General features: G+C 70.5%; 19 protein-coding genes. 10 read left to right on the forward strand and 9 right to left on the reverse strand.

Going from position 1 to position 19,694, the window contains the following annotated elements; translation table 11 throughout:
- Window positions 1-17: 17 nt before the first annotated feature.
- Window positions 18-1,199 (reverse strand): transaldolase, encoded by a 1,182-nt coding sequence (gene tal / locus HDA30_RS03720; RefSeq protein WP_184241136.1) that lies wholly within the window; start codon window positions 1,197-1,199, stop codon window positions 18-20.
- Window positions 1,196-3,427: a transketolase gene (gene tkt, locus HDA30_RS03725; protein ID WP_184241137.1), complete on the reverse strand. Its 2,232-nt coding sequence runs from the start codon at window positions 3,425-3,427 to the stop codon at window positions 1,196-1,198. Before tkt ends, tal begins: the two co-directional genes overlap by 4 nt.
- Window positions 3,428-3,624: 197 nt before the next feature.
- Here tkt and HDA30_RS03730 point away from each other — a divergent pair, with 197 nt between their 5' ends.
- Window positions 3,625-4,617: a heme o synthase gene (locus HDA30_RS03730; RefSeq protein WP_158495886.1), complete on the forward strand. Its 993-nt coding sequence runs from the start codon at window positions 3,625-3,627 to the stop codon at window positions 4,615-4,617.
- A 110-nt stretch (window positions 4,618-4,727) separates the two neighbouring features.
- Here HDA30_RS03730 and HDA30_RS03735 read toward each other — a convergent pair whose 3' ends face one another.
- Genes HDA30_RS03735 through HDA30_RS03745 form a run of 3 tightly spaced genes read right to left on the reverse strand, consistent with a single transcriptional unit; the run spans window position 4,728 to window position 7,418 of the window.
- Complete coding sequence (locus HDA30_RS03735) at window positions 4,728-5,705, reverse strand: COX15/CtaA family protein (RefSeq protein ID WP_158495887.1); 978 nt, start codon at window positions 5,703-5,705, stop codon at window positions 4,728-4,730.
- Window positions 5,706-5,742: 37 nt separating this feature from the next.
- Window positions 5,743-6,483 carry an ABC transporter permease gene (locus HDA30_RS03740; protein WP_158495888.1) on the reverse strand — a complete coding sequence of 247 codons (741 nt, stop codon included), beginning with the start codon at window positions 6,481-6,483 and terminating at the stop codon, window positions 5,743-5,745.
- On the reverse strand, window positions 6,480-7,418 hold the full coding sequence (locus HDA30_RS03745; RefSeq protein WP_262337710.1) for an ABC transporter ATP-binding protein: 939 nt from the start codon (window positions 7,416-7,418) through the stop codon (window positions 6,480-6,482). The genes HDA30_RS03740 and HDA30_RS03745 overlap by 4 nt, the downstream gene beginning before the upstream one ends.
- Before the next feature lie 129 nt (window positions 7,419-7,547).
- On the opposite strand from HDA30_RS03745, the gene HDA30_RS03750 reads away from it, so the two are divergent.
- The 5 genes from HDA30_RS03750 to HDA30_RS03770 all read left to right on the forward strand — a co-directional run bounded on the left by HDA30_RS03750 (window position 7,548) and on the right by HDA30_RS03770 (window position 12,211).
- A complete protein-coding gene (locus HDA30_RS03750; protein ID WP_343059290.1) occupies window positions 7,548-8,258 on the forward strand; it encodes a helix-turn-helix transcriptional regulator in 711 nt (236 codons plus the stop codon).
- A 77-nt stretch (window positions 8,259-8,335) separates the two neighbouring features.
- The gene (sufB, locus tag HDA30_RS03755; protein WP_158495890.1) at window positions 8,336-9,808 is read left to right on the forward strand and encodes a Fe-S cluster assembly protein SufB; all 1,473 of its coding nucleotides are present in this window, start codon (window positions 8,336-8,338) and stop codon (window positions 9,806-9,808) included.
- A 4-nt stretch (window positions 9,809-9,812) separates the two neighbouring features.
- Window positions 9,813-11,066, forward strand: coding sequence for a Fe-S cluster assembly protein SufD (gene sufD / locus HDA30_RS03760; RefSeq protein WP_184241138.1), 1,254 nt, complete (start codon window positions 9,813-9,815; stop codon window positions 11,064-11,066).
- Window positions 11,067-11,121: 55 nt separating this feature from the next.
- Window positions 11,122-11,886: a Fe-S cluster assembly ATPase SufC gene (sufC, locus tag HDA30_RS03765; RefSeq protein WP_158495892.1), complete on the forward strand. Its 765-nt coding sequence runs from the start codon at window positions 11,122-11,124 to the stop codon at window positions 11,884-11,886.
- Between the two features lie 4 nt (window positions 11,887-11,890).
- On the forward strand, window positions 11,891-12,211 hold the full coding sequence (locus HDA30_RS03770; protein WP_158495893.1) for a metal-sulfur cluster assembly factor: 321 nt from the start codon (window positions 11,891-11,893) through the stop codon (window positions 12,209-12,211).
- 105 nt (window positions 12,212-12,316) lie between these two features.
- Here HDA30_RS03770 and ypfJ read toward each other — a convergent pair whose 3' ends face one another.
- On the reverse strand, window positions 12,317-13,264 hold the full coding sequence (gene ypfJ, locus HDA30_RS03775) for a KPN_02809 family neutral zinc metallopeptidase (protein ID WP_184241139.1): 948 nt from the start codon (window positions 13,262-13,264) through the stop codon (window positions 12,317-12,319).
- A 235-nt stretch (window positions 13,265-13,499) separates the two neighbouring features.
- Here ypfJ and HDA30_RS03780 point away from each other — a divergent pair, with 235 nt between their 5' ends.
- Window positions 13,500-15,098 carry an ABC-F family ATP-binding cassette domain-containing protein gene (locus HDA30_RS03780; protein ID WP_184241140.1) on the forward strand — a complete coding sequence of 533 codons (1,599 nt, stop codon included), beginning with the start codon at window positions 13,500-13,502 and terminating at the stop codon, window positions 15,096-15,098.
- A gap of 11 nt (window positions 15,099-15,109) precedes the next feature.
- Here HDA30_RS03780 and HDA30_RS03785 read toward each other — a convergent pair whose 3' ends face one another.
- Genes HDA30_RS03785 through HDA30_RS03795 form a run of 3 tightly spaced genes read right to left on the reverse strand, consistent with a single transcriptional unit; the run spans window position 15,110 to window position 16,793 of the window.
- The gene (locus tag HDA30_RS03785; RefSeq protein WP_184241141.1) at window positions 15,110-16,030 is read right to left on the reverse strand and encodes an SURF1 family cytochrome oxidase biogenesis protein; all 921 of its coding nucleotides are present in this window, start codon (window positions 16,028-16,030) and stop codon (window positions 15,110-15,112) included.
- Window positions 16,027-16,341 (reverse strand): hypothetical protein, encoded by a 315-nt coding sequence (locus tag HDA30_RS03790; RefSeq protein WP_343059291.1) that lies wholly within the window; start codon window positions 16,339-16,341, stop codon window positions 16,027-16,029. The genes HDA30_RS03785 and HDA30_RS03790 overlap by 4 nt, the downstream gene beginning before the upstream one ends.
- Window positions 16,338-16,793, reverse strand: a complete 456-nt coding sequence (locus HDA30_RS03795) for a DUF3099 domain-containing protein (RefSeq protein WP_184241142.1) — start codon at window positions 16,791-16,793, stop codon at window positions 16,338-16,340. The genes HDA30_RS03790 and HDA30_RS03795 overlap by 4 nt, the downstream gene beginning before the upstream one ends.
- A gap of 276 nt (window positions 16,794-17,069) precedes the next feature.
- Here HDA30_RS03795 and HDA30_RS03800 point away from each other — a divergent pair, with 276 nt between their 5' ends.
- From HDA30_RS03800 to HDA30_RS03810, 3 genes are all read left to right on the forward strand, one after another.
- The gene (locus HDA30_RS03800; RefSeq protein WP_184241143.1) at window positions 17,070-17,834 is read left to right on the forward strand and encodes a beta-ketoacyl-ACP reductase; all 765 of its coding nucleotides are present in this window, start codon (window positions 17,070-17,072) and stop codon (window positions 17,832-17,834) included.
- A gap of 114 nt (window positions 17,835-17,948) precedes the next feature.
- Window positions 17,949-18,707, forward strand: a complete 759-nt coding sequence (locus HDA30_RS03805; RefSeq protein ID WP_184241144.1) for an SDR family oxidoreductase — start codon at window positions 17,949-17,951, stop codon at window positions 18,705-18,707.
- 121 nt (window positions 18,708-18,828) lie between these two features.
- Window positions 18,829-19,662 (forward strand): ABC transporter ATP-binding protein, encoded by an 834-nt coding sequence (locus tag HDA30_RS03810; protein WP_184241145.1) that lies wholly within the window; start codon window positions 18,829-18,831, stop codon window positions 19,660-19,662.
- Window positions 19,663-19,694 lie beyond the last annotated feature (32 nt).

The raw sequence follows: 19,694 nt of genomic DNA on the forward strand, positions 1-19,694 counted from the left end.
GCGGCTCGTCGGTCGGGCTAGGACGCGGCGGGGGAGTCGGAGGGGCCAGAGGCCTCGTCGCGGGCACGGGCCAGACCCTGTTCGGCGGTGTCCAGCATGGCCTCCCACGCGGCGACGAATGCGGCAATCCCCGCGCCCTCGAGCGTGTCGACGACGTCGGAGTAGTCGACGCCGGCACGACCGACCGCGTCCAGGTGCGCGTCGGCGGCCGCGTAGCCGACGGCGCGAGCGTCCTCATCAGCGGCGGACAGGCGAACTCCGTGCTCGGCCACGGCGTGCAGCGTCGCCTCGGGCAGCGTGATCACGGTGTTCGGCGCCGCCAGACCACTGACGTAGGCGTCGGCGGGCAGGGCGGGGTCCTTGACGCTGGTCGAGGCCCACAGAGGACGCAGGGCCGGGGCGCCGGCGGCGGCCAGCAGGCGCCACCGTTCGGTCTGCGCAGACTCGACGATGATGCGGTGGGCGAGTCGGGCGTTGGCCAGGCCGGCGCCGCGGAACAGGGACTCGTCGGCGCCGAGTCGCCGCAGACGAGTGTCCACCTCCGTGTCCACGCGCGAGACGAACAGGGACGCGACGGCGTGGATCCGGCGCAGGTCCCGCCCCGCGGTGCGGGCCCTCTCCAGCCCGGCCAGCCAGGCGTTGACGACCTCGCGGACACGCGGCAGAGAGAAGATCAGGGTCACGTTGACGCTGATCCCGGCGGCCAGGACCTCGGTGATCGCCGGCAGGCACGCCTGCGTGGCCGGGATCTTCACCATGAGGTTCTCCCGGTCGATCGCGGCGGCCAGCCGCTGGGCCTGGGTGACGGTGGCGCTCGGGTCCTGGGCCAGACGGGGGTCGACCTCGATCGAGACGAACCCGTCTCGGCCGCCGGTGCGCTCGTGCACCGGCGCCAGCACATCGGCTGCCTGCGCGACGTCACGGCAGGTCAGCTCGTGCACCGCGGTGGCCGCGTCCGTGCCGCGCGCGGCGAGTTCTTGCAGCTGCGGCAGATAGGCCTCGGCGTCGGTCAGGGCCTTCTGGAAGATCGTCGGGTTCGTCGTCACCCCGCTGATCTGGCGCGTCGTCACGAGGTTCGCCAGGTCGCCGTTCTGCAGACGGGTCCGCGACAGATCATCCAGCCAGAGGGACACCCCGGCCTGGCTCAGAGCGCGCGTGTGCGGGTCAGGTGAGCGTGGTGCGGTCTTCTCGGTGTTCATGTGTGGTCCTTCTCGGTGCGGACGGGGTGCTCGGCGCCGTGCCGGGCCTGCTCGTCGAGCAGGCGCCGCGCCGTGTCCACGACGTGGGCCTGCGTGAAACCGTACTTCTCCATGAGCCGCGTGCCAGGGGCCGACTCGCCGTAATGTTCCAGGCTGATGCGCGCGCCCCGGCTGGTGCTGGTCACGGTGTACTCATGCCAGCCCTGAGCGATGCCCGCCTCGATCGAGATCCGCACCGGCGCGTCGGGACCCTCCGGCAGGACGTGGTGCCGATAGGCCTCGTCCTGGTCGACGAACCACTCGAGGCAGGGCGCCGAGACGACGCGGGTCGGCACCCCCTCCTGCTGCAGGCGGTTGCGGGCCTGCACGGCGACCTGCACCTCGGACCCGGTGGCGATCAGCAGCACCCGGGGCGCGCTCGTGTGGCCCTCGACATCACGGGCCTCCTGAAGCACGTAGGCCCCGCGCGCCGTGCCCGCGGCGCTCGCGCAGGCCTCGGCCCCGCCGTCGAGGTCGGCGCGGGGCAGGACGGGCAGCGCCTGCCGGGACAGCACGATCCCGGCCGGACGCCCGCGGCGGCCGAGCACGGTGTGCCACGCCCACGCGGTCTCGTTGGCGTCGGCCGGTCGCACGACGTCCAAACCCGGGATCGCCCGCAGCGCGGCCAGGTGCTCGACCGGCTGGTGGGTCGGTCCGTCCTCGCCCAGGCCGATGGAGTCGTGCGTCCACACGTGCACGCTCGGGGTGCCCATCAGTGCCGCCAGCCGCAGGGCAGGCCTCTGGTAGTCGGAGAAAGTCAGGAACGTGCCGGCGTAGGCACGGGTCAGCCCGCCCAGGGCGATCCCGTTGACGATGCAGGCGGCGGCGAACTCGCGGATCCCGAAGTGCAGGGTGCGTCCGTGCGGACCGCCGCGGAACGCTGCCGTCTGCCGATCGGCTGGAAGGAACGAGGGCTCGCCGGCCATCGTGGTGTTGTTCGATCCGGCCAGATCCGCCGAGCCGCCCCACAGCTCGGGCATCACCTCGGCCAGCGCGGAGAGCACCTGCCCGGAGGCGGCACGGGTCGCCACGCTCTTCTCATCGGCGTTCCAGGTCGGGAAAGCGGCGTCGAAGCCTTCGGGCAGGCGCTGCTCTCGCAGCCGGTCATACAGCCGCGCGGCCTCGGGTCGCTCGGCGCGCCAGCGCTGCAGCGCCTGCTCCCAGTCGGCGCGCCGCACCGCCGCCCGCTCACGCAGCCGCCGGGAACGCTCGAGCAGGGCGGGATCGACCGCGAAGCTCTCCTGCGGGTCGAAGCCGAGAGCGCGCTTGGTCGCGGCCAGCTCCTCGGCGCCGAGCGCGGCGCCGTGAACGCCACCGGTGTTCTGCTTGGTGGGAGCGGGCCAGCCGATCACAGTGCGCAGCCGAATCAGCGTCGGGGCATCGGTCGTCCGCTTCGCCCGTGCCAGAGCGTCGTAGAGGGAGCGTGGGTCCTCTCGGTAGTGAGGCACCTCGTGGCCCTCGGTGCCGCCGGTGAAGTCCACATCGAGCACCTGCCAGCCCAGCGCACGGTAGCGCTGCGCCACATCCTCGGTGAACGCCACGTCCGTGTCGTCCTCGATCGAGATCCGGTTGGCGTCGTAGACGACGACGAGATTGCCCAGACGCTGGTGACCGGCGAGCGAGGCGGCCTCGTTCGTGACGCCTTCCTGAATGTCGCCGTCGGAGGCGATGACGAAGACATGGTGGTCGAAGGGCGAGGCGCCCGCCGCGGTGTCGGGGTCCAGCAGGCCCCGCAGGCGGCGCTGGTCATAGGCGAAGCCGACGGCGGTGGCCAGTCCCTGGCCGAGTGGCCCGGTGGTCATCTCGACGTGGTCGGTGTGGTGGACCTCGGGATGCCCCGGCGTCTTGGAGCCCTCGGTCCGCAGCGCCCGGATGTCGTCGAGCTCGAGCCCGGCGCCGGCGGCGAACAGCTGCAGGTACAGCGTCAGGGACGCATGCCCGGCCGAGAGGATGAAGCGGTCGCGACCGGGCCAGTGCGGGTCGCGGGGGTCGAGGTGCATGACGTTCTGGAACAGCTGCCAGGCCACGGGGGCGAGCGACATCGCGGTGCCCGGATGCCCGTGCCCGGCATGTTCGACGGCGTCGGCCGCGAGCACCCGCAGGGTGTCCACCATGGCCTTGTCCTGGCTCTCGTACACGTACTCGCGCGCCGGGCGGAGGCGGTCCAGGGGGACAGGAAGCTCAGCCATGGTGATCTCCTCACAGCGTGTGTCGCCGTCGGTGCGGCAGGACTGTTCGCCAGCCTAACGCCGACGGTGGCGGCGTGCGTGCCGTCACCGGGCCCATCAGTGTGCTGGCGGGTATGATCGTCGGTGATCTTCGCGCGTCCGCACCTGTGTTGCCGGTGCGGGTCGTGCCTGTCCTGTCCCCGCACCGTGAGAAGTCGATGTCATCCACCGTGGAGCCGTCCGTCACCGCCGCCGAAGGCGTCGTGAGCCGCGAGCCGGAGCCTGCGGGCCCCCCGCGGCCGTTGAGCCTGCGCCGCAAGGCGAAGGCTTACCTCGAGCTGACGAAACCGCGCGTCATCGAGCTGTTGCTGGTGACGACACTGCCCACGATGATCTTCGCCCAGCGCGGTTTCCCGGACCTGGTCACGATGGCCGCCACGCTGATCGGTGGCGCGATGGCCGCGGGGGCTTCGGGTGCGTTCAACTGCTACATCGACCGCGACATCGACCGTGTGATGAAGCGGACGGAACGACGCCCGCTCGTCACCGGTGAGGTCACCCCCCGTGAGGCCTTGGTCTTCTCCTGGGTGCTCACCGCGCTCTCGCTGGTGATCCTGTACGTCGGCGCGAATCTGTTGGCGGCCGCGCTCGGGGCCGCCGCCATTTTCTTCTACGTGGTCGTGTATTCGCTGGTGCTCAAGCGACGCACCGAGCAGAACATCGTGTGGGGCGGCATCGCCGGCTGCTTCCCGGTGCTGATCGCGTGGGCCGCCGTGCGTGAGAGCGTCGAGTGGCCGGCGGTCATCCTGTTCGTCGTCATCTTCCTGTGGACGCCGCCGCACTATTGGCCGCTGTCCATGAAGTACAAGCGTGACTACCAGGAGGCCGATGTGCCCATGCTCGGCGCCGTCGCCTCCGCGCGCCTGGTGTCGAACCAGGTCGTGCTGTACGCATGGGCCACCGTGGTGTGCTCGCTGCTGCTCGTCCCGCTGGGCTGGGCCGGCATCGTCTACACCGCCGTCGCGGTGGGCGTGGGCGGCTGGTTCGTGTGGGAGTCACACGTGCTGCAGCGCCAGGCCCAGAGCCCGGACTTCGAGGACCGCAAGGCCATGCGTGTCTTCCACCTGTCGATCAGCTACCTCACGCTGCTGTTCATCGCCCTGGCGGTCGATCCGTTCGTCGGCGCGCCGCTCATGCAGTTCGGCGCCTGAGGCACCGCCCGCGGCGCCGACACCACGACGGCCCCGCCTCCCATCCGGGAGGCGGGGCCGTTCTCTCGTGTGGCGGAGCCCGCGCCGGCGAGCATCCCGGGCGTGGGGTCTCAGGCCCGTGCCGTGTCCGCGGCGGGGACGCGGTGGTCGCTGGTCTGACGCTGCCAGGCGACGGTGGCGGCGACGGTCGTGATCGTGGCGCCGGCCAGGTGCAGGGCCACGACGCCGATCGGCAGACCCGTCAGATGCTGCCAGTAGCCGATGGCGCCCTGCAGGACGATGGCTGCCAACGCGAACAGGGTCGTGCGGCGCTGCGCGGGCGAGGTGCCCGGGGTGCGGTGGACGGCCACGAGCAGCACGAGGGTCGCGATCACCATGACGTACACGGGCACGACGTGCGCGCGGGTGATCAGCAGAGCATCGAACCCGTGGCGGGCGGCCTGAGGGTCGCCGGAATGCGGTCCGGTGCCGGTCACGAGCGTGCCCAGCACGAGCGTGAACCACAGAGCGATGAAGTTCACGGTGGCCGCGGCGCGGCTGATGCGCGTCGTCGCCCCGTCCACGACCGGCGTGCCCGCAGGATGCCGACGGGCGTGCCGGACCCGCAGCAGCAGCTGCGTCGCCCAGACGATCAGCAGCGCGGAGATGACGAAATGCACGCCCACGATCCGCGGGTCCAGAGCGAGCCGCACCGTCGCACCGCCGATGAGCGCCTGGACGGCGATGCCCGCCAGCAGCAGCATGGAGAGACGGAACGCCTCGCGGTGGACGTGCCGGACTTTCCAGAGCCAGAGGATCATCAGTAGCGAGATCACGGAGAGCACGCCCGTCAGTGTCCGGTTGCCGAACTCGATGTACCCGTGGATGCCCATCTCGGGAGTGTTCGTCAGGGAACCGGGGCGGCACATCGGCCACGTCGGACAACCCAGGCCCGAGGCGGTCAGCCGCACGGCACCGCCGGTGACGACGATGCCCATCTGTGAGATGAGTGATGCGACGGCCAGCACGACGGTCCCGCGGGTGATGCGAGCGGGCAGCACGGCGCCGCGCCGAGAAGCCGTAGCGGGGGTGACGGGTGAGTCGGTCACGCGAACCGCTCCTTCCAGTGAACGGGGGACGGGGAGATCAGGGGCGCCAGCGGAACCAGCGCAGCGCGCCGGCCACGGCCCCGGCGCACCACAGGGCGAGCAGGAGCACGGCGCCGGGGTGCCAGACCCCGTCGGCCAGGGCGGTGCGCAGGCCATTGCCCAGCGCCGCGGAAGGCAGCCACGACAGCTGCGGCGCCGGTGCGGGAAAGACGGTCCCGCCGACCGCGCCGAAGAGCACCCAGAGCAGGTTCGCCACGGCGAGGGTCGCCTCGGGGCGGGCGGTGCCGGCCAACAGCAGCCCGAGAGCAGTGAAGCTCACGCCACCCAGCAGCAGCGTCAGGATGGCCGCGGGCAGCCCTGCGGGGTCGGGGCTCCAGCCCAGGGCGAGCCCGAGCCCGGCGATCACACCCGTTTGGATGGTGAGCAGCACGAGCACCGAGGCGGCCTTGCCGAGCACGAGCCCGGCGACGCCCAGGGGAGTGGTGGCCAGCGCCGCGAGCACGTCGTATCGGCGTTCGAACCCGGTGGCGATGGCCGTGGCGGTGAACGCGGAGCTCACGACGGCCAGGGCGAGGCAGCCGGGCACGGCCACGTCGAGCCCGGAGCGGCCCGGTGCCTCAAGCAGGCCCGTGACATGAACGCCGAGCAGGGCGAGCACGGGCAGTACAAGCGTGACGACGAGCTGTTCGCCGTTGCGCAGGGCGGTGCCGGTTTCATAGCGGGCCTGGGCGATGATCCGGGCGGGCAGCGTGGCGGCCGCGGCGACGGGGGCGGTCATCGGCTCACCTCCTCGAGAACGGTTTCGAGCCGCTGCGAGACCCGGTCGAAGCGGACGGGCAAGAGGCGGTGGCGGCTCCACGATTCGGCCAGGCGTCGCATGTCGGACGGCGACGAGACGCCGGTGAGCCGCACGAGCCCGCCCGCTGCCGGGCTCTCGGCACGCATGCCTTCAGGACAGTCGTCGGCCCATCGGCGCAGCGCCTCGGACGGGGCGTCGCCGAAGTCGATCTCGACGACATCTCCGCCGTCGATGCGCGTGAGCTCCTCGAGCCGACCGTGCCGAACCACGCGCCCGCCCGAGAGGATGGCGACGTCGTCCGCCAGGCGCTCGGCGTCGTCGAGCAGATGCGTGGTCAGCAGCACGGCGGCTCCGCGTTGGGTCTGCTCGCGGATCACCTCGTGCACGAGGGGACGGGTCTGCGGGTCCAGGCCCGCGGTGGGCTCGTCGAGGAAGAGCATGTCCGGGCGGCCGACCAGGGCGGCGGCGAGGGCGACGCGCTGACGCTGACCGCCCGAGAGGCGCCGGATGGCGCGGTCCGCACAGTCGCTGATGCCCAGCCGCTCGAACACGTCCGCGGCCGGAACGGGGTCGCGATGAAGTCGGCAGACGTGCTCGACGAAACGGCGTGCGGACACCGAGGGCGGCAGACCGGATTCCTGCCACATCACCGCGATGCGCGCGCGCAGGTCCGCAGACGCGGCGGCGGGATCATGGCCGAAGACGCGCACGGTGCCGGCGTCGGGTCGCGTGATGCCGTGGCAGAGGGACAGCGTCGTGGACTTGCCCGCGCCGTTGGGGCCGAGCAACACCGTGACGGCGCCGCGGCGGGCGGTGAGGTCCACGCCGTGGAGCACCTGGGCTCTCCGGCGGCCCCGGCCGACGGTGCGGTGCACGTCGGTCAGGTTCAGAGCGATGTCGGGCGCGGAGAGCACCGGTCAAGTCTACGTCCCGGTCGGCGCACGTGCGTGGACCTCTGGCATCGGCGACGGTGCGACCGGCGTTCGGCGAGGCAAGGCGCACCTGAGTTGGCCGACCGGCGCGCAATAGGTCAGAATCGCCTTGTGTATTCGGATGAGTCTGCTGCCGGGACGACCTCCCCGGCCATCGAGGGCACGCGTGAGCGTGTTCTGCAGCTTGTGCTCGCCCGGGGACCGGTGAGCGCGGCGCAGCTGGGCCGCGCCGTCGGTCTGACCGCCGCCGCTGTGCGACGACACCTCGACGCCCTCGAGGTCGAAGACCTCGTCGAGGTCAAACTGGTCAGCCCCTCGCGGGGCGCCGGACGACCGTCCCGCCGCTATGTCGTGACGCACCAGGCGCAGAAGCACTTCGAGGACTCCCACCTGGACGTCGCCGTCGAGGCGGTCCGGCGGCTGCACGCCCTGGGCGGTCCGGACGAGGTCCGGGCTCTGGCCCGCGAGCGCTTCGCGCCCGTGGAGGAGCGTTTCTCCGCGCGCCTGTCCTCGCCGGAAGCCGACCTCGAGGAGCGCACCCGCGTGCTCACCGAGGTGCTGGAGCAGCTGGGCTATGCCAGCACCCTGCGCCACGTCGGCGCCGGGCTCGCCCCGACCCTGCGCGCCGCCCAGGTGTGTCAGGGCCACTGCCCGCTGCGGGGAATTCCCGAGCACTTCCCGCAGTTCTGCCAAGAGGAGACCGCCCTGTTCGCCCGCCTGCTCGGCGTCGACGTCCGCCGACTGTCGACCCTGGCCACGGGCGGGCATGTCTGCACCACCCACGTGCCGCTGGGCCGGGCGGAGCCGGTGGCGTCGACCTGACCCGACTCGGCCTGCACGGGCCGACACACCCCAGACCTGACCGACGAGACACCACGAGAAGACGAGGAGAGGCTGAGATGACCGATCAGATCGTCCAGCAGGACTCCACCGCGAACGCCGACCCCGGCGTCATCGCGGAGGTCCTGGAGAAGAACCCGGAGCTCAACGCCATCGGCGCCTACCAGTACGGCTGGCACGACGCGGACAGCGCCGGTGAGACCGCACGCCGCGGCCTGAACGAGGAGGTCGTTCGCGACATCTCCGCCAAGAAGGACGAGCCGGAGTGGATGCTCAAGACTCGTCTGAAGGGTCTGAAGTACTTCGACCGCAAGCCCATGCCCGCGTGGGGGCCGGACCTGTCCGGCATCGACTTCGAGCAGATCAAGTACTTCGTGCGCTCGACCGAGGGCCAGGCGAAGACCTGGGATGACCTTCCCGAGGACATCCGCAACACCTACGAGAAGCTGGGCATCCCGGAGGCCGAGCGCGACCGCCTGGTCGCCGGCGTCGCCGCCCAGTACGAGTCGGAGGTCGTCTACCACCAGATCCGCGAGGACCTGGAGGAGCAGGGCGTGATCTTCCTCGACACCGACACGGGGCTGAAGGAGCATCCCGAGATCTTCGAGGAGTTCTTCGGCTCGGTGATCCCCGTGGGCGACAACAAGTTCGCCTCGCTCAACACGGCCGTGTGGTCGGGCGGCTCCTTCGTGTATGTGCCCAAGGGCGTGCACGTCGAGATCCCGCTGCAGGCCTACTTCCGCATCAACACGGAGAACATGGGCCAGTTCGAGCGGACGCTGATCATCGCGGACGAGGACTCCTACGTCCACTACATCGAGGGTTGCACGGCCCCGATCTACAACTCGGACTCGCTGCACTCGGCGGTCGTGGAGATCGTGGTGAAGAAGAACGCCCGCGTGCGCTACACGACCATCCAGAACTGGTCGACCAACGTGTACAACCTGGTGACCAAGCGCGCCGTCGTCGAGTCCGGCGGCACCATGGAGTGGATCGACGGCAACATCGGCTCCAAGGTGACCATGAAGTACCCGGCCGTGTACCTGACCGGCGAGAACGCCACCGGCGAGACCCTCTCGGTCGCCTTTGCCGGCAAGGACCAGCACCAGGACACCGGTTCGAAGATGGTGCACATGGCGCCGAACACCTCGAGCTCGATCGTCTCTAAGTCGGTGGCCCGCAACGGTGGCCGCGCGGCCTACCGCGGCCTGGTCCAGGTGGCCGAGGGCGCGAAGAACTCGGCGAACTCGGTGGTGTGCGACGCGCTGCTGGTGGACACGATCTCCCGATCGGACACGTACCCGTACATCGACATCCGCGAGGATGACGTGACCCTCGGCCACGAGGCGACCGTCTCCAAGGTCTCAGAGGAGCAGCTGTTCTACCTGATGAGCCGCGGACTGTCCGAGGACGAGGCCATGGCGATGATCGTGCGCGGCTTCATCGAGCCGATCGCGCGCGAGCTGCCCATGGAGTACGCCCTCGAGCTGAACAAGCTGATCGAGCTGCAGATGGAAGGATCGGTGGGCTGAGGCCATGACGACCGACAACACGACCCAGACCCTCGGCGCCGAGGCGCCCCTGATTCCCGGCATGGGCGAGGAGGGCGAGAAGCTCGCCGTCACGCAGGCCAAGGCCGCCCCGGCCCGCCGGGCGACGCAGGGCGTGGACTCGCGTGGCGCCCGAACCGTCTCGAAGGACCTCGCGGACTTCCCGCAGCTGTCCGGCCGCGAGGAAGACTGGCGCTTCACCCCGCTCAAGCGTCTGGGCGGGCTCCACCTGCCCGACGGGGACGAGCAGCGCCTGACCGGCGCCGCGCCGACGGTTTCCGTCTCGGAGCACGAGGGCGTCGCCGTCGAGTTCGTGGGCCGCGACGACGATCGGCTCGGCGCAGTCCTGCAGCCGGACGACCGCGTCTCGGCCGCGGCGTGGAACTCCTTCGAGGAGGCCGTCGTCGTCACCGTGTCGGCGGACGCCCACGTCGAGGGGCCGGTGCGCGTGGACGTGACCGGCGCCGGCGAGGATCCGGCCGCGGCGCACCTGCTGATCGCCGTCGAGTCCGGTGCTCGCGCCGATGTGGTGCTGACCCACTCCGGTCGGGCCACTCTCGCCCAGAACGTCGAGTACCGCGTCGACCGCGACGCGACGCTTAACGTGACCTCGATCCAGAAGTGGGACGCCGGCTCGGTGCACGTCTCGGCCCAGCAGGCCGAGGTCGCCACGGGCGGTCACTTCAAGCACGTCACCGTTTCCTACGGCGGCGACCTGGTGCGCCTGACCCCGACCGCGCGCTTCTCCGACGAGCGCGGCGAGGCCGAGCTCTACGGTCTCTACTACGCTGACGCCGGTCAGCACCTGGAGAACCGCCTGTTCGTCGACCACAACAAGCCGAACTGCGTCTCGAACGTGCTCTACAAGGGCACGCTGCAGGGCCAGGACGCGCGCACGGTGTGGGTCGGCGACGTGCTGATCCGTGCCGAGGCCGAGGGCACCGACACCTACGAGAAGAACCAGAACCTGCTGCTGACCGACGGCGCCCGCGCCGACTCGGTGCCGAACCTGGAGATCGAGACCGGTGTGATCGAGGGCGCGGGCCACGCGTCGGCGACCGGCCGCTTCGACGAGGAGCAGCTGTTCTACCTCATGGCCCGCGGCATCTCGGAGCCGGAGGCCCGCAAGCTGATCGTGCGCGGCTTCCTGAACGAGATCATCCAGAAGATCGGCGTGTCCGATGTCGAGGACCAGCTCGTCTCCGTCATGGAGGACGAGCTGCGCATCGCCTCGCTCTGATCCGCCTCCGCTTTCGAGATCACCCGACTTCCCATACCGAGGAGCTGACACGACCATGGCAACCCTTCAGATCACGGACCTGCACGTCCAGATCGAGACCGAGAACGGCCCCAAGGAGATCCTCAAGGGCCTGAGCCTGACCATCAACACGAACGAGACGCACGCGATCATGGGCCCGAACGGTTCGGGCAAGTCCACACTCGCCTCGACGATCGCCGGCCACCCGCGCTACGAGGTGACCTCCGGGTCCATCACCCTCGACGGCGAGGACGTCCTGGCCATGGACGTGGACGAGCGCGCCAAGGCGGGCCTGTTCCTGGCGATGCAGTACCCCGTGGAGATCCCGGGCGTCACGATGACGAACTTCCTGCGCACCGCCAAGACCGCGATCGACGGCGAGTCTCCCTCGCTGCGGCACTGGACCAAGGACGTCAAGGGCGCCTTCGAGAACCTGCAGATCGATCCGGCGTTCATGAACCGCAATGTGAACGAGGGCTTCTCCGGCGGCGAGAAGAAGCGCGCCGAAATCCTGCAGCTCGAGCTGTTCAAGCCCACCTTCGCGATCCTCGACGAGACCGACTCCGGTCTCGACGTCGACGCGCTGCGCATTGTCTCCGAGGGCGTGAACCGTGCCCAGGAGGCCAACGAGATGGGCACCCTGCTGATCACGCACTACACGCGGATCCTGAAGTACATCACGCCGCAGCACGTGCACGTGCTCGTGGACGGACGCGTCGCCGAGTCCGGCGGCCCGGAGCTGGCCGACCAGCTCGAGGCTGAGGGCTACGCGCGCTTCGAGAACGCCGCGGCGAAGGCCTGATCCGATGGCACAGGACCAGACTCCCGTCGAGGATGTGCGCGAGGCGCTCAAGGACGTCATCGACCCCGAGCTCGGCGTGAACGTCGTCGACCTGGGGCTGCTCTACGGCGTGCACTACGCCGAGGACGGCGCTCTGCTGGTCGACATGACGCTCACGACCGCGGCGTGCCCGCTCACCGATGAGATCGAGGATCAGGTGTCCCGGGCCATCGGCACGATGGTGGACGAGTGGCGCCTGAACTGGGTGTGGATGCCGCCGTGGGGTCCCGAGCGGATCACCGAGGACGGCAAGGACCAGATGCGCGCCCTGGGCTTCAACATCTGAGCCTCGGGCATCACCGCCTCGTGACGACGGCCCCCGCCTCCGGGCGGGGGCCGTCGTCGTGTCCGGCGCCGGGCTCGGGCCTGATACGGGCACCGGGGAGGGGATTCAGATGTCGAGCGTCGGGGCGTTGAACGTGTCGCACTGGCCGATGTCGGAGTCGGCCCGCCCGGCCTCATAGCCCCGCTGGAACCAGGCGGCGCGCTGGGCCGAGGTGCCGTGGGTGAAGGAGTCCGGGTTCACCTGACCGGTGTGCGTCTGCTGGATGCGGTCGTCGCCGACGGCCTGGGCCGCGTCGAGCGCCTGGTGCAGCTGCTCGTCGGTGATCGGCTCCAGGAACGGCTCGCCGGACTCCGGGTCGATGGTCTCGGAGGCGGCTCCGGCCCACATGCCCGCGAGACAGTCCGCCTGCAGCTCCACTCTGACGATGCCCGACTCCGGCCCGGTCTGGCCGTCCTGGGAGTACTGCAGCCATCCGACGATCTGCTGGATGTGATGCCCGTACTCGTGAGCGACGATGTACTGCTCGGCCAGCGGTCCGCCCCCGGCGCCGAAGTCACGCTCGAGCGTGTCGAAGAACGACACGTCGTAGTACATCGATTCATCCCCCGGGCAGTAGAACGGGCCGGTGTCCGACGAGGCAGCGCCGCATCCGCTCTGCGTGGACCCGGTGAACAGCGTCAGCCCGGGCGGGCGGAACTCCACGTCGCGGTACCGGGAGAGCTGCTCCTCCCAGTAGGCGTCCGCGGCCTCCGTGGTGGCCAGCACACGGCAGTCCGAGCGCTCGTTCGCGTCCGCGCCGGTCCGGCACGAGGCCAGCTCGCCCTCGGTGCCGCCGGGCTGCTGGTGTTCGCGGGACTGGGACACCGCCCCACCGCCGATCGTGCCGTCCGGGTTGATGCCGATCTGCGCCGCCAGATCAGGGGCGAACACGGCGATCAGCAGGGCGATGAGTCCGCCGGTGCCACCGAGAGCGATGCCGCGCCCGCCCAGTCCGCCGCCGCCTCCCGCGCGCGCCCGGGACGGGTCCAGCTGGACGTTGTCGTTGAAGCTCATGGCGCGATTCTAGGCGCTGGCGCGGACGAGGCGTCCGGCACGAGCAGCCCGGTCGACGTCGACCGGGGCCGCGACGGCCGTGTGGCGCCCGGGACGATCCTGACCGGGCCCTGCGCGGCAGGGGTATATCGTGGGCGGGCGCGTCCGTACGGGGCGGGGCTCGACGCGGTCATGTCCGCGCGTCCGCCCACCACCGCACCTGACCACTGCCTCACGAAACCGGAGCCGTATCCCGATGCTGACCGTCACCGACCTCGAACTGCGCGTGGGCGCACGCCTGCTGATGGACGAGGTGACCTTCCGGGTGGCGCAGGGGGACAAGGTCGGGCTTGTGGGACGCAACGGCGCCGGCAAGACCACCCTGACCAAGGTGCTCGCCGGCCAGGGGCAGCCCACCGCCGGGAGCGTGAGCGCCTCGGGCCGCATCGGTTACTTGCCGCAGGACCCGAAGGTCGAGGACATGGACCAGACCGGGCGTGACCGCATCCTCTCGGCACGCGACCTCGACGAGACCATCCGGCGCATGCGCGCGGCCGAACAGGAGATGGCCTCGGCCTCCGAGACGCAGCGCGAGAAGGCCATGAACCGCTACTCCCGTCTGGAAGACGAGTTCTCCGCCCGCGGTGGTTACGCGGCCGAGTCCGAGGCGGCCCGGATCACCTCAAACCTGGGTTTGCCCGATCGCGTGCTCGATCAGCCGCTGCACACCCTCTCCGGCGGTCAGCGACGCCGCGTCGAGCTGGCCCGGATCCTGTTCTCGGACGCGGACACCATGCTCTTGGACGAGCCGACCAACCACCTCGACCACGACTCGATCGTGTGGCTGCGTGACTATCTGAAGACCTACTCCGGCGGCCTGCTGATGATCAGCCACGACGTCGAACTGATGGAGATGACCGTCAACAAAGTCCTCTACCTCGACGCGAACCGCCAGACGATGGACGTGTACAACATGTCCTGGAAGAACTACCAGGCACAGCGCCAGCAGGACGAGGCGCGGCGCCGGCGGGAGTACGCCAACGCCGAGAAGAAGGCCTCCCAGCTGATGGCCCAGGCCGAGAAAATGCGCGCGAAGGCCACCAAGGCTGTCGCGGCGCAGAACATGATCAAGCGCGCCGAGCGCATGATGCGCGGCGTCGAAGGGGAGCGGGCCACGGACAAGGTGGCCGCCATTCGCTTCCCGACGCCCGAACCGTCCGGGAAGACGCCCCTGACCGCCGAGAACCTCTCGAAGTCCTACGGCTCCCTGGAGATCTTCACGGGCGTGGACCTGGCGATCGACCGTGGCTCGCGCGTCGTGATCCTGGGCTTCAACGGAGCCGGCAAGACGACGCTGCTGCGCATGCTCGCCGGCGAGGAACAGCCGGACACCGGTCGCGTCGTCGCCGGCCACGGACTCAAGCTGGGTTATTTCGCGCAGGAGCACGACACGCTGGACCAGTCCGCCTCCGTGCTGGACAACCTGCGCCATGCGGCTCCGAACCTGGGCGACACCGCGGCCCGCACCCTGCTGGGCTCGTTCCTGTTCCAGGGCGACGACGTGGACAAGCCCGCCGGGGTGCTCTCCGGCGGCGAGAAGACGCGCCTGGCGCTGGCGACCCTCGTGGCCTCCGGTGCGAACGTCCTGCTGCTCGACGAGCCGACCAACAACCTCGACCCGGCCAGCCGCGAGGAGATCCTCAACGCGCTGCGCCAGTACGAGGGCGCCGTCGTGCTCGTCACCCACGACGAGGGGGCGGTCGAGGCGCTCGATCCCGAGCGGGTCGTGCTGCTGCCTGACGGCGTCGAGGATCTCTGGAATGACGAGTACCGGGACCTGATCACCCTAGCCTGAGCGCCGTGCGCTCAGCGCCGGCGCACCTGCTCGGCGGCGTCCACGGCCGCGTCCTCGGCGGCCTCGTCACTCATGCGCGCGCGGGCCTTCGCCGCCGCACGGGCCTGGCGGCGGCGCTGCGCGGCCATGGGCGCATCGTCGTCGCCGAAGCCCTCGAGCCGGTCGAGCCGGTCGTTGCGGGCCTTCTGCCAGGCCGAGTAGCCCCACACGGCGAAGCCCATCAGCGCGAACAGATACCACTGCAGCGCATAGGACAGGTGCGGGCCCTCGTCGAGGGTCGGCTCCACCTGTTTCTGGGGGTTCCGGTCCGCGGCGGGAGACTCCTGCATCATCTGAACATAGGCGCCCCGCACGATCGGCTCGCCCAACTTCTCCTCGATGGCGGGCAGGTCGATTGAGGCGACCTGGCCCTCGGGCGCATCACGGTCGAGGGCAGGCTCGCCCGGGCGGAGACGACCGGTGACGGTGTGGGCGTCGGGGTCCGGTTGGGGCACCACGTCGGGACGGCCCGGGGTGTTGCCGATCTGCAGCCAGCCTCGGTTGACCATGACGATCGTGCCCTCGTCGGTGCGGAAGGGCACGAGCACCTCGTAGCCGGGGGAGCCGGCCCGGGGCCGGTTGCGCACGATCAGCGTCTCGTCCACCAGGTACTCGCCCTCGAAGGTGACGGGCGTCCACTCGTCCTCGGCGGTGAATCCGGTGACCGGGCGCGGGTTCTCGGCGAAGGAGATCGGCTCGTCGTCGTAGTTCTCCAGCACCCGGTTGACCTGGTGCATCACCTCGACGCGTCGGTCCCACTGCCACTGGGCCAGGTGATGGCACGCGATGGCGAACAGGACGCACACGGCCAAGCCGAACAGCCATGGCGCGGTGCGTAGGAAGGAGAAGTCGAGCCGCTGGTCAGTGTCACGGCGCGCGTGGTGGGCGCTCATGTGCCCTCCTTGTCGATCTCCGCCAGCTCGGCCACGGTGAGCGTCTCCTTCAGGAAACCACGGTCGCCGAGGAATGAGCTCAGGTGCACGCGGTGCTCCTCGCATGCGAGCCAAGTCTTGCGCCGCTGCGGATCGTGGATGCGTGGATTGTTCCACCGCAGCGCCCAGTCGGCGGCGGCGCGGCAGCCGCGTCGCGAGCACGGCAGGGACCCGTCCGCCGCGGAACCGGTGGCGCCGGAGGCGTCGGTGCGCGTTGACCGGTCCGCAGGCGCGCTGTCGCCGAGCGAGCCCAGCAGGTCGAATCCGCTCACACGGTCCTCCCCTCGTCGGCATGATGAGCGTGTCGCCGGTCGTCGCCGGCGGTCAGCGCCCCCGCCGCACCTCGGCCCGTGGGCGCTGCCGGAGTCTCGTCGACAACCTCACCGTCGATCACGACGTCGTCGGAACGGGGGCTGGCCGGGTCCGGGGCGACGGTCAGTGCGGGGGCATCGACCGGTTCGCGGTCCATCTGACCAGCGGTGGGCGGCGGAGCGTTGTTCACGGCGACCACGGCCACATAAGGCAGCACGATGGCCCCGATGATCAGCACGATCTGCAGCCAGCCGTGGGCGAACACCGCCCCGATGAAGCAGGCGGTGCGCACAGACATCTGCACGACGTAGCGGCGCATCCGCGCGTCGCGGTCCGCGCTGCGCGCCGCCGGCGCGGTCGTCACGGAGTGGACGGCGGCGGGACCGCCGCGGACGGCGTGGATCGCCGACATCGACGCACCTCCTGAGAAGTCGGTCTCGACCGGTCACAGACGGCCCGGTCGACCACGGAGGACTGACCGGCGAGCCGGTCCGTCCGGCCCACCAGTATCCCACGTCGAGCCTGCGGAGTCGGTCATCGTTCTCGCGCACGGCGGCCTCGACGGCCTGGTCTGCGCCCGGGTGTGCCCCGCGGAACGTATTGTGGGCGAGGAACGCGCGGGACGAGTCGCCGGACCGTGCGTCGATCCGCCCGATTCCGTTCCCCGAGAGTGCAGGAGCAGTCCCGTATGAGCACCGACGCCACCACCACCCCGACGCCCCGCGCCGACGGAGCCGGGACCGAGCCCACCGGACGCAGCGTCCTGGTCACCGGAGGCAACCGCGGCATCGGCCTGGCGATCGCGCGGGCGTTCCTCGCCGCCGGCGACAAGGTGGCGATTACCTCGCGCTCGGGCGAGGGCCCCGAGGGCGTGCTCGCTGTGAAGGCCGACGTCACCGACTCGGACTCGATCGACGCGGCGTTCGCCGAGGTGGAGGCCGCCCACGGCCCGGTCGAGGTGCTCGTGGCCAACGCCGGCATCACCCACGACCAGCTGCTGCTGCGCATGTCCGAGCAGGACTTCACCTCCGTTGTCGACACCAACCTGACCGGAGCCTTTCGCGTGGTGCAGCGGGCCACCAAGGGCATGATGCGCTTGAAGAAGGGCCGGATCGTGCTGGTCTCCTCCGTCGTCGGGCTGCTCGGCTCACCCGGTCAGGTGAACTACGCCGCCTCGAAGTCCGGCCTGGTCGGCATGGCCCGGTCGATCACCCGGGAGCTGGGTTCGCGCGGAGTGACCGCCAACGTCGTGGCGCCGGGCTATATCGACACGGAGATGACCCAGAACCTCGATGAGGACTTGAAGAAGCAGTACAAGACGTCGATCCCCGCCGGACGCTTCGCCCAGCCCGAGGAGGTCGCCGACGTCGTGACCTGGCTGTCCTCGGATCAGGCCGCTTACATCTCGGGTGCGGTGGTGCCCGTCGACGGCGGCCTCGGCATGGGCCACTGACCGCCGGGACACCAGCGATCGTCGGATCCGCGTCCGCCCTGGACTCGCAGGAATCCCTCCCGCGCAGCCACGGCGTCGCAGCACACACTCCGCAGAAGGAAGAAGGAACACAGCATGAGCAACCAGAAGGACCTGCAGGGCAAGGGCGTCGTCGTCACCGGATCCTCGCGCGGCATCGGCGCGGCGACGGCCGGTCTGCTCGCCGAGCGCGGCGCCGGTGTCGTCGTGAACTACCGGCAGAAGGCACCCCGGGCGAACAAGGTCGTGCAGCGGATCGAAGAGGCCGGCGGCCGGGCGGTCGCGGTGGGCGGGGACGTGACCGTCGCCGAGGACCGCGCCGCGCTGCTCGACGCCGCGATCGAGAACTTCGGCTCGCTCGACGTGCTCGTCCTCAACGCCTCGGGCGGCATGGAGTCCCAGTTCGGCGAGGACTACGCCATGAAGCTCAACCGTGACGCGCAGGCCGCGCTGGCCGACGCCGCCATCGAGCGGATGGACGAGGGCGGACAAATCGTGTTCGTCACCAGCCACCAGGCGCACTTCATCGACGAGGTCGAGACGATGGACTCCTATGAGCCTGTCGCCCGGTCCAAGCGGGCCGGCGAGGACGCGCTGCGCGAGCGCATCGAGACGATGAAGGCCAAGGGCATCGGCTTCGTCGTCGTCTCCGGCGACATGATTGAGGGGACCATCACCGCCACGCTGCTCAACCGGGCCGAGCCCGGTGCGATCGAGGCCCGGCGCGAGGCCGCCGGCAAGCTCTACTCCGTGGAGGAGTTCGCCGAGCAGATCGCGGCACTGGTGGGCCGGACCGACCTCGAGGTCGGCCACACCGAGCTGGTCGGCGGAGCTCGGGACTTCCTGAGCCGCTGATCTGCTGAACCCCGACAGGACGGATGAGAGGTCGCTCGGCCGGCACGAGCTCCGGGTCGGCCCCGTCCGGCTGGGCGGGCCTCGGCGCGTCGGCGCGGGAGTCGGCGATAGTCTGGGCCGCATGACTTCGCCGCAGTTCGATGACCACGACCTGTTCACCCCCGAGCCCGATGCCGTCGTGCAGCTGCGCTCGGTCACCGTGCGCCGCGGCGCCAAGGATCTGATCCGGGACATCGACTGGACCGTGCGCGACGGCGAACGCTGGATCGTGATGGGCCCCAACGGTGCCGGCAAGTCCACCCTGATGCAGGTCGCCGCCGCCCGCATGCACCCGAGTGTCGGCGACGTGGGGCTGCTCGATGAGGTTCTCGGTGAGGTCGACGTGTTCGAGCTGCGCCCGCGCATTGGCCTGTCCTCGGCACAGCTGGCCGGTCAGGTGCCCGGCTCCGAGACGGTGCAGAACGCCGTCGTCACCGCCGCCTACGGCGTCACCGGGCGATGGCGCGAGGAGTATGAGCTCGACGACGAGGGGCGGGCGCTCGCGCTGATCCACCAGTGGGGTCTGGCCCGTCTGGCCCGGCGGCGGTTCGATTCGCTCTCGGAGGGCGAGCGCAAGCGCGTGCTGATCGCCCGCGCCCTGATGACCGATCCCGAGCTGCTGCTGCTCGACGAGCCGGCCGCCGGCCTGGACGTGGGCGGACGGGAGGACCTGGTGCGGACTCTGTCCACGGTCGCCGCTGACGAGGACGCGCCGGCGCTCGTGCTCGTGACCCATCACCTCGAGGAGGTGCCCCCGGGCTTCACCCACGCCCTGCTGTTGCGTGAGGGCGAGGTGGTCCACGCCGGGCCGATCCGCGAGACCCTCACCGACGAGCACCTCTCGGCCGCGTTCGGCCTACCCCTGCGGGTCAGCGAGTCTGACGGACGCTACTCGGCGGTCGCCGCGCGCCGCTGAGGCGCCCGGCCGCCCCCGTCTGAGGGACGCCT

Origin of the sequence: Micrococcus cohnii, from assembly GCF_014205175.1 — a bacterium.
In the GTDB taxonomy this organism is placed as follows: Bacteria; Actinomycetota; Actinomycetes; order Actinomycetales; family Micrococcaceae; genus Micrococcus; species Micrococcus cohnii.

Bases quoted from the DNA above. Each gene is read 5' to 3' on its own strand.
- tal (WP_184241136.1), bottom strand. From the start codon at position 1,199: ATGAACACCGAGAAGACCGCACCACGCTCACCTGACCCGCACACGCGC.
- tkt (WP_184241137.1), bottom strand. From the start codon at position 3,427: ATGGCTGAGCTTCCTGTCCCCCTGGACCGCCTCCGCCCGGCGCGCGAG.
- HDA30_RS03730 (WP_158495886.1), top strand. From the start codon at position 3,625: ATGTCATCCACCGTGGAGCCGTCCGTCACCGCCGCCGAAGGCGTCGTG.
- HDA30_RS03740 (WP_158495888.1), bottom strand. From the start codon at position 6,483: ATGACCGCCCCCGTCGCCGCGGCCGCCACGCTGCCCGCCCGGATCATC.
- sufB (WP_158495890.1), top strand. From the start codon at position 8,336: ATGACCGATCAGATCGTCCAGCAGGACTCCACCGCGAACGCCGACCCC.
- sufD (WP_184241138.1), top strand. From the start codon at position 9,813: ATGACGACCGACAACACGACCCAGACCCTCGGCGCCGAGGCGCCCCTG.
- sufC (WP_158495892.1), top strand. From the start codon at position 11,122: ATGGCAACCCTTCAGATCACGGACCTGCACGTCCAGATCGAGACCGAG.
- HDA30_RS03770 (WP_158495893.1), top strand. From the start codon at position 11,891: ATGGCACAGGACCAGACTCCCGTCGAGGATGTGCGCGAGGCGCTCAAG.
- ypfJ (WP_184241139.1), bottom strand. From the start codon at position 13,264: ATGAGCTTCAACGACAACGTCCAGCTGGACCCGTCCCGGGCGCGCGCG.
- HDA30_RS03780 (WP_184241140.1), top strand. From the start codon at position 13,500: ATGCTGACCGTCACCGACCTCGAACTGCGCGTGGGCGCACGCCTGCTG.
- HDA30_RS03785 (WP_184241141.1), bottom strand. From the start codon at position 16,030: ATGAGCGCCCACCACGCGCGCCGTGACACTGACCAGCGGCTCGACTTC.
- HDA30_RS03795 (WP_184241142.1), bottom strand. From the start codon at position 16,793: ATGTCGGCGATCCACGCCGTCCGCGGCGGTCCCGCCGCCGTCCACTCC.
- HDA30_RS03800 (WP_184241143.1), top strand. From the start codon at position 17,070: ATGAGCACCGACGCCACCACCACCCCGACGCCCCGCGCCGACGGAGCC.
- HDA30_RS03805 (WP_184241144.1), top strand. From the start codon at position 17,949: ATGAGCAACCAGAAGGACCTGCAGGGCAAGGGCGTCGTCGTCACCGGA.
- HDA30_RS03810 (WP_184241145.1), top strand. From the start codon at position 18,829: ATGACTTCGCCGCAGTTCGATGACCACGACCTGTTCACCCCCGAGCCC.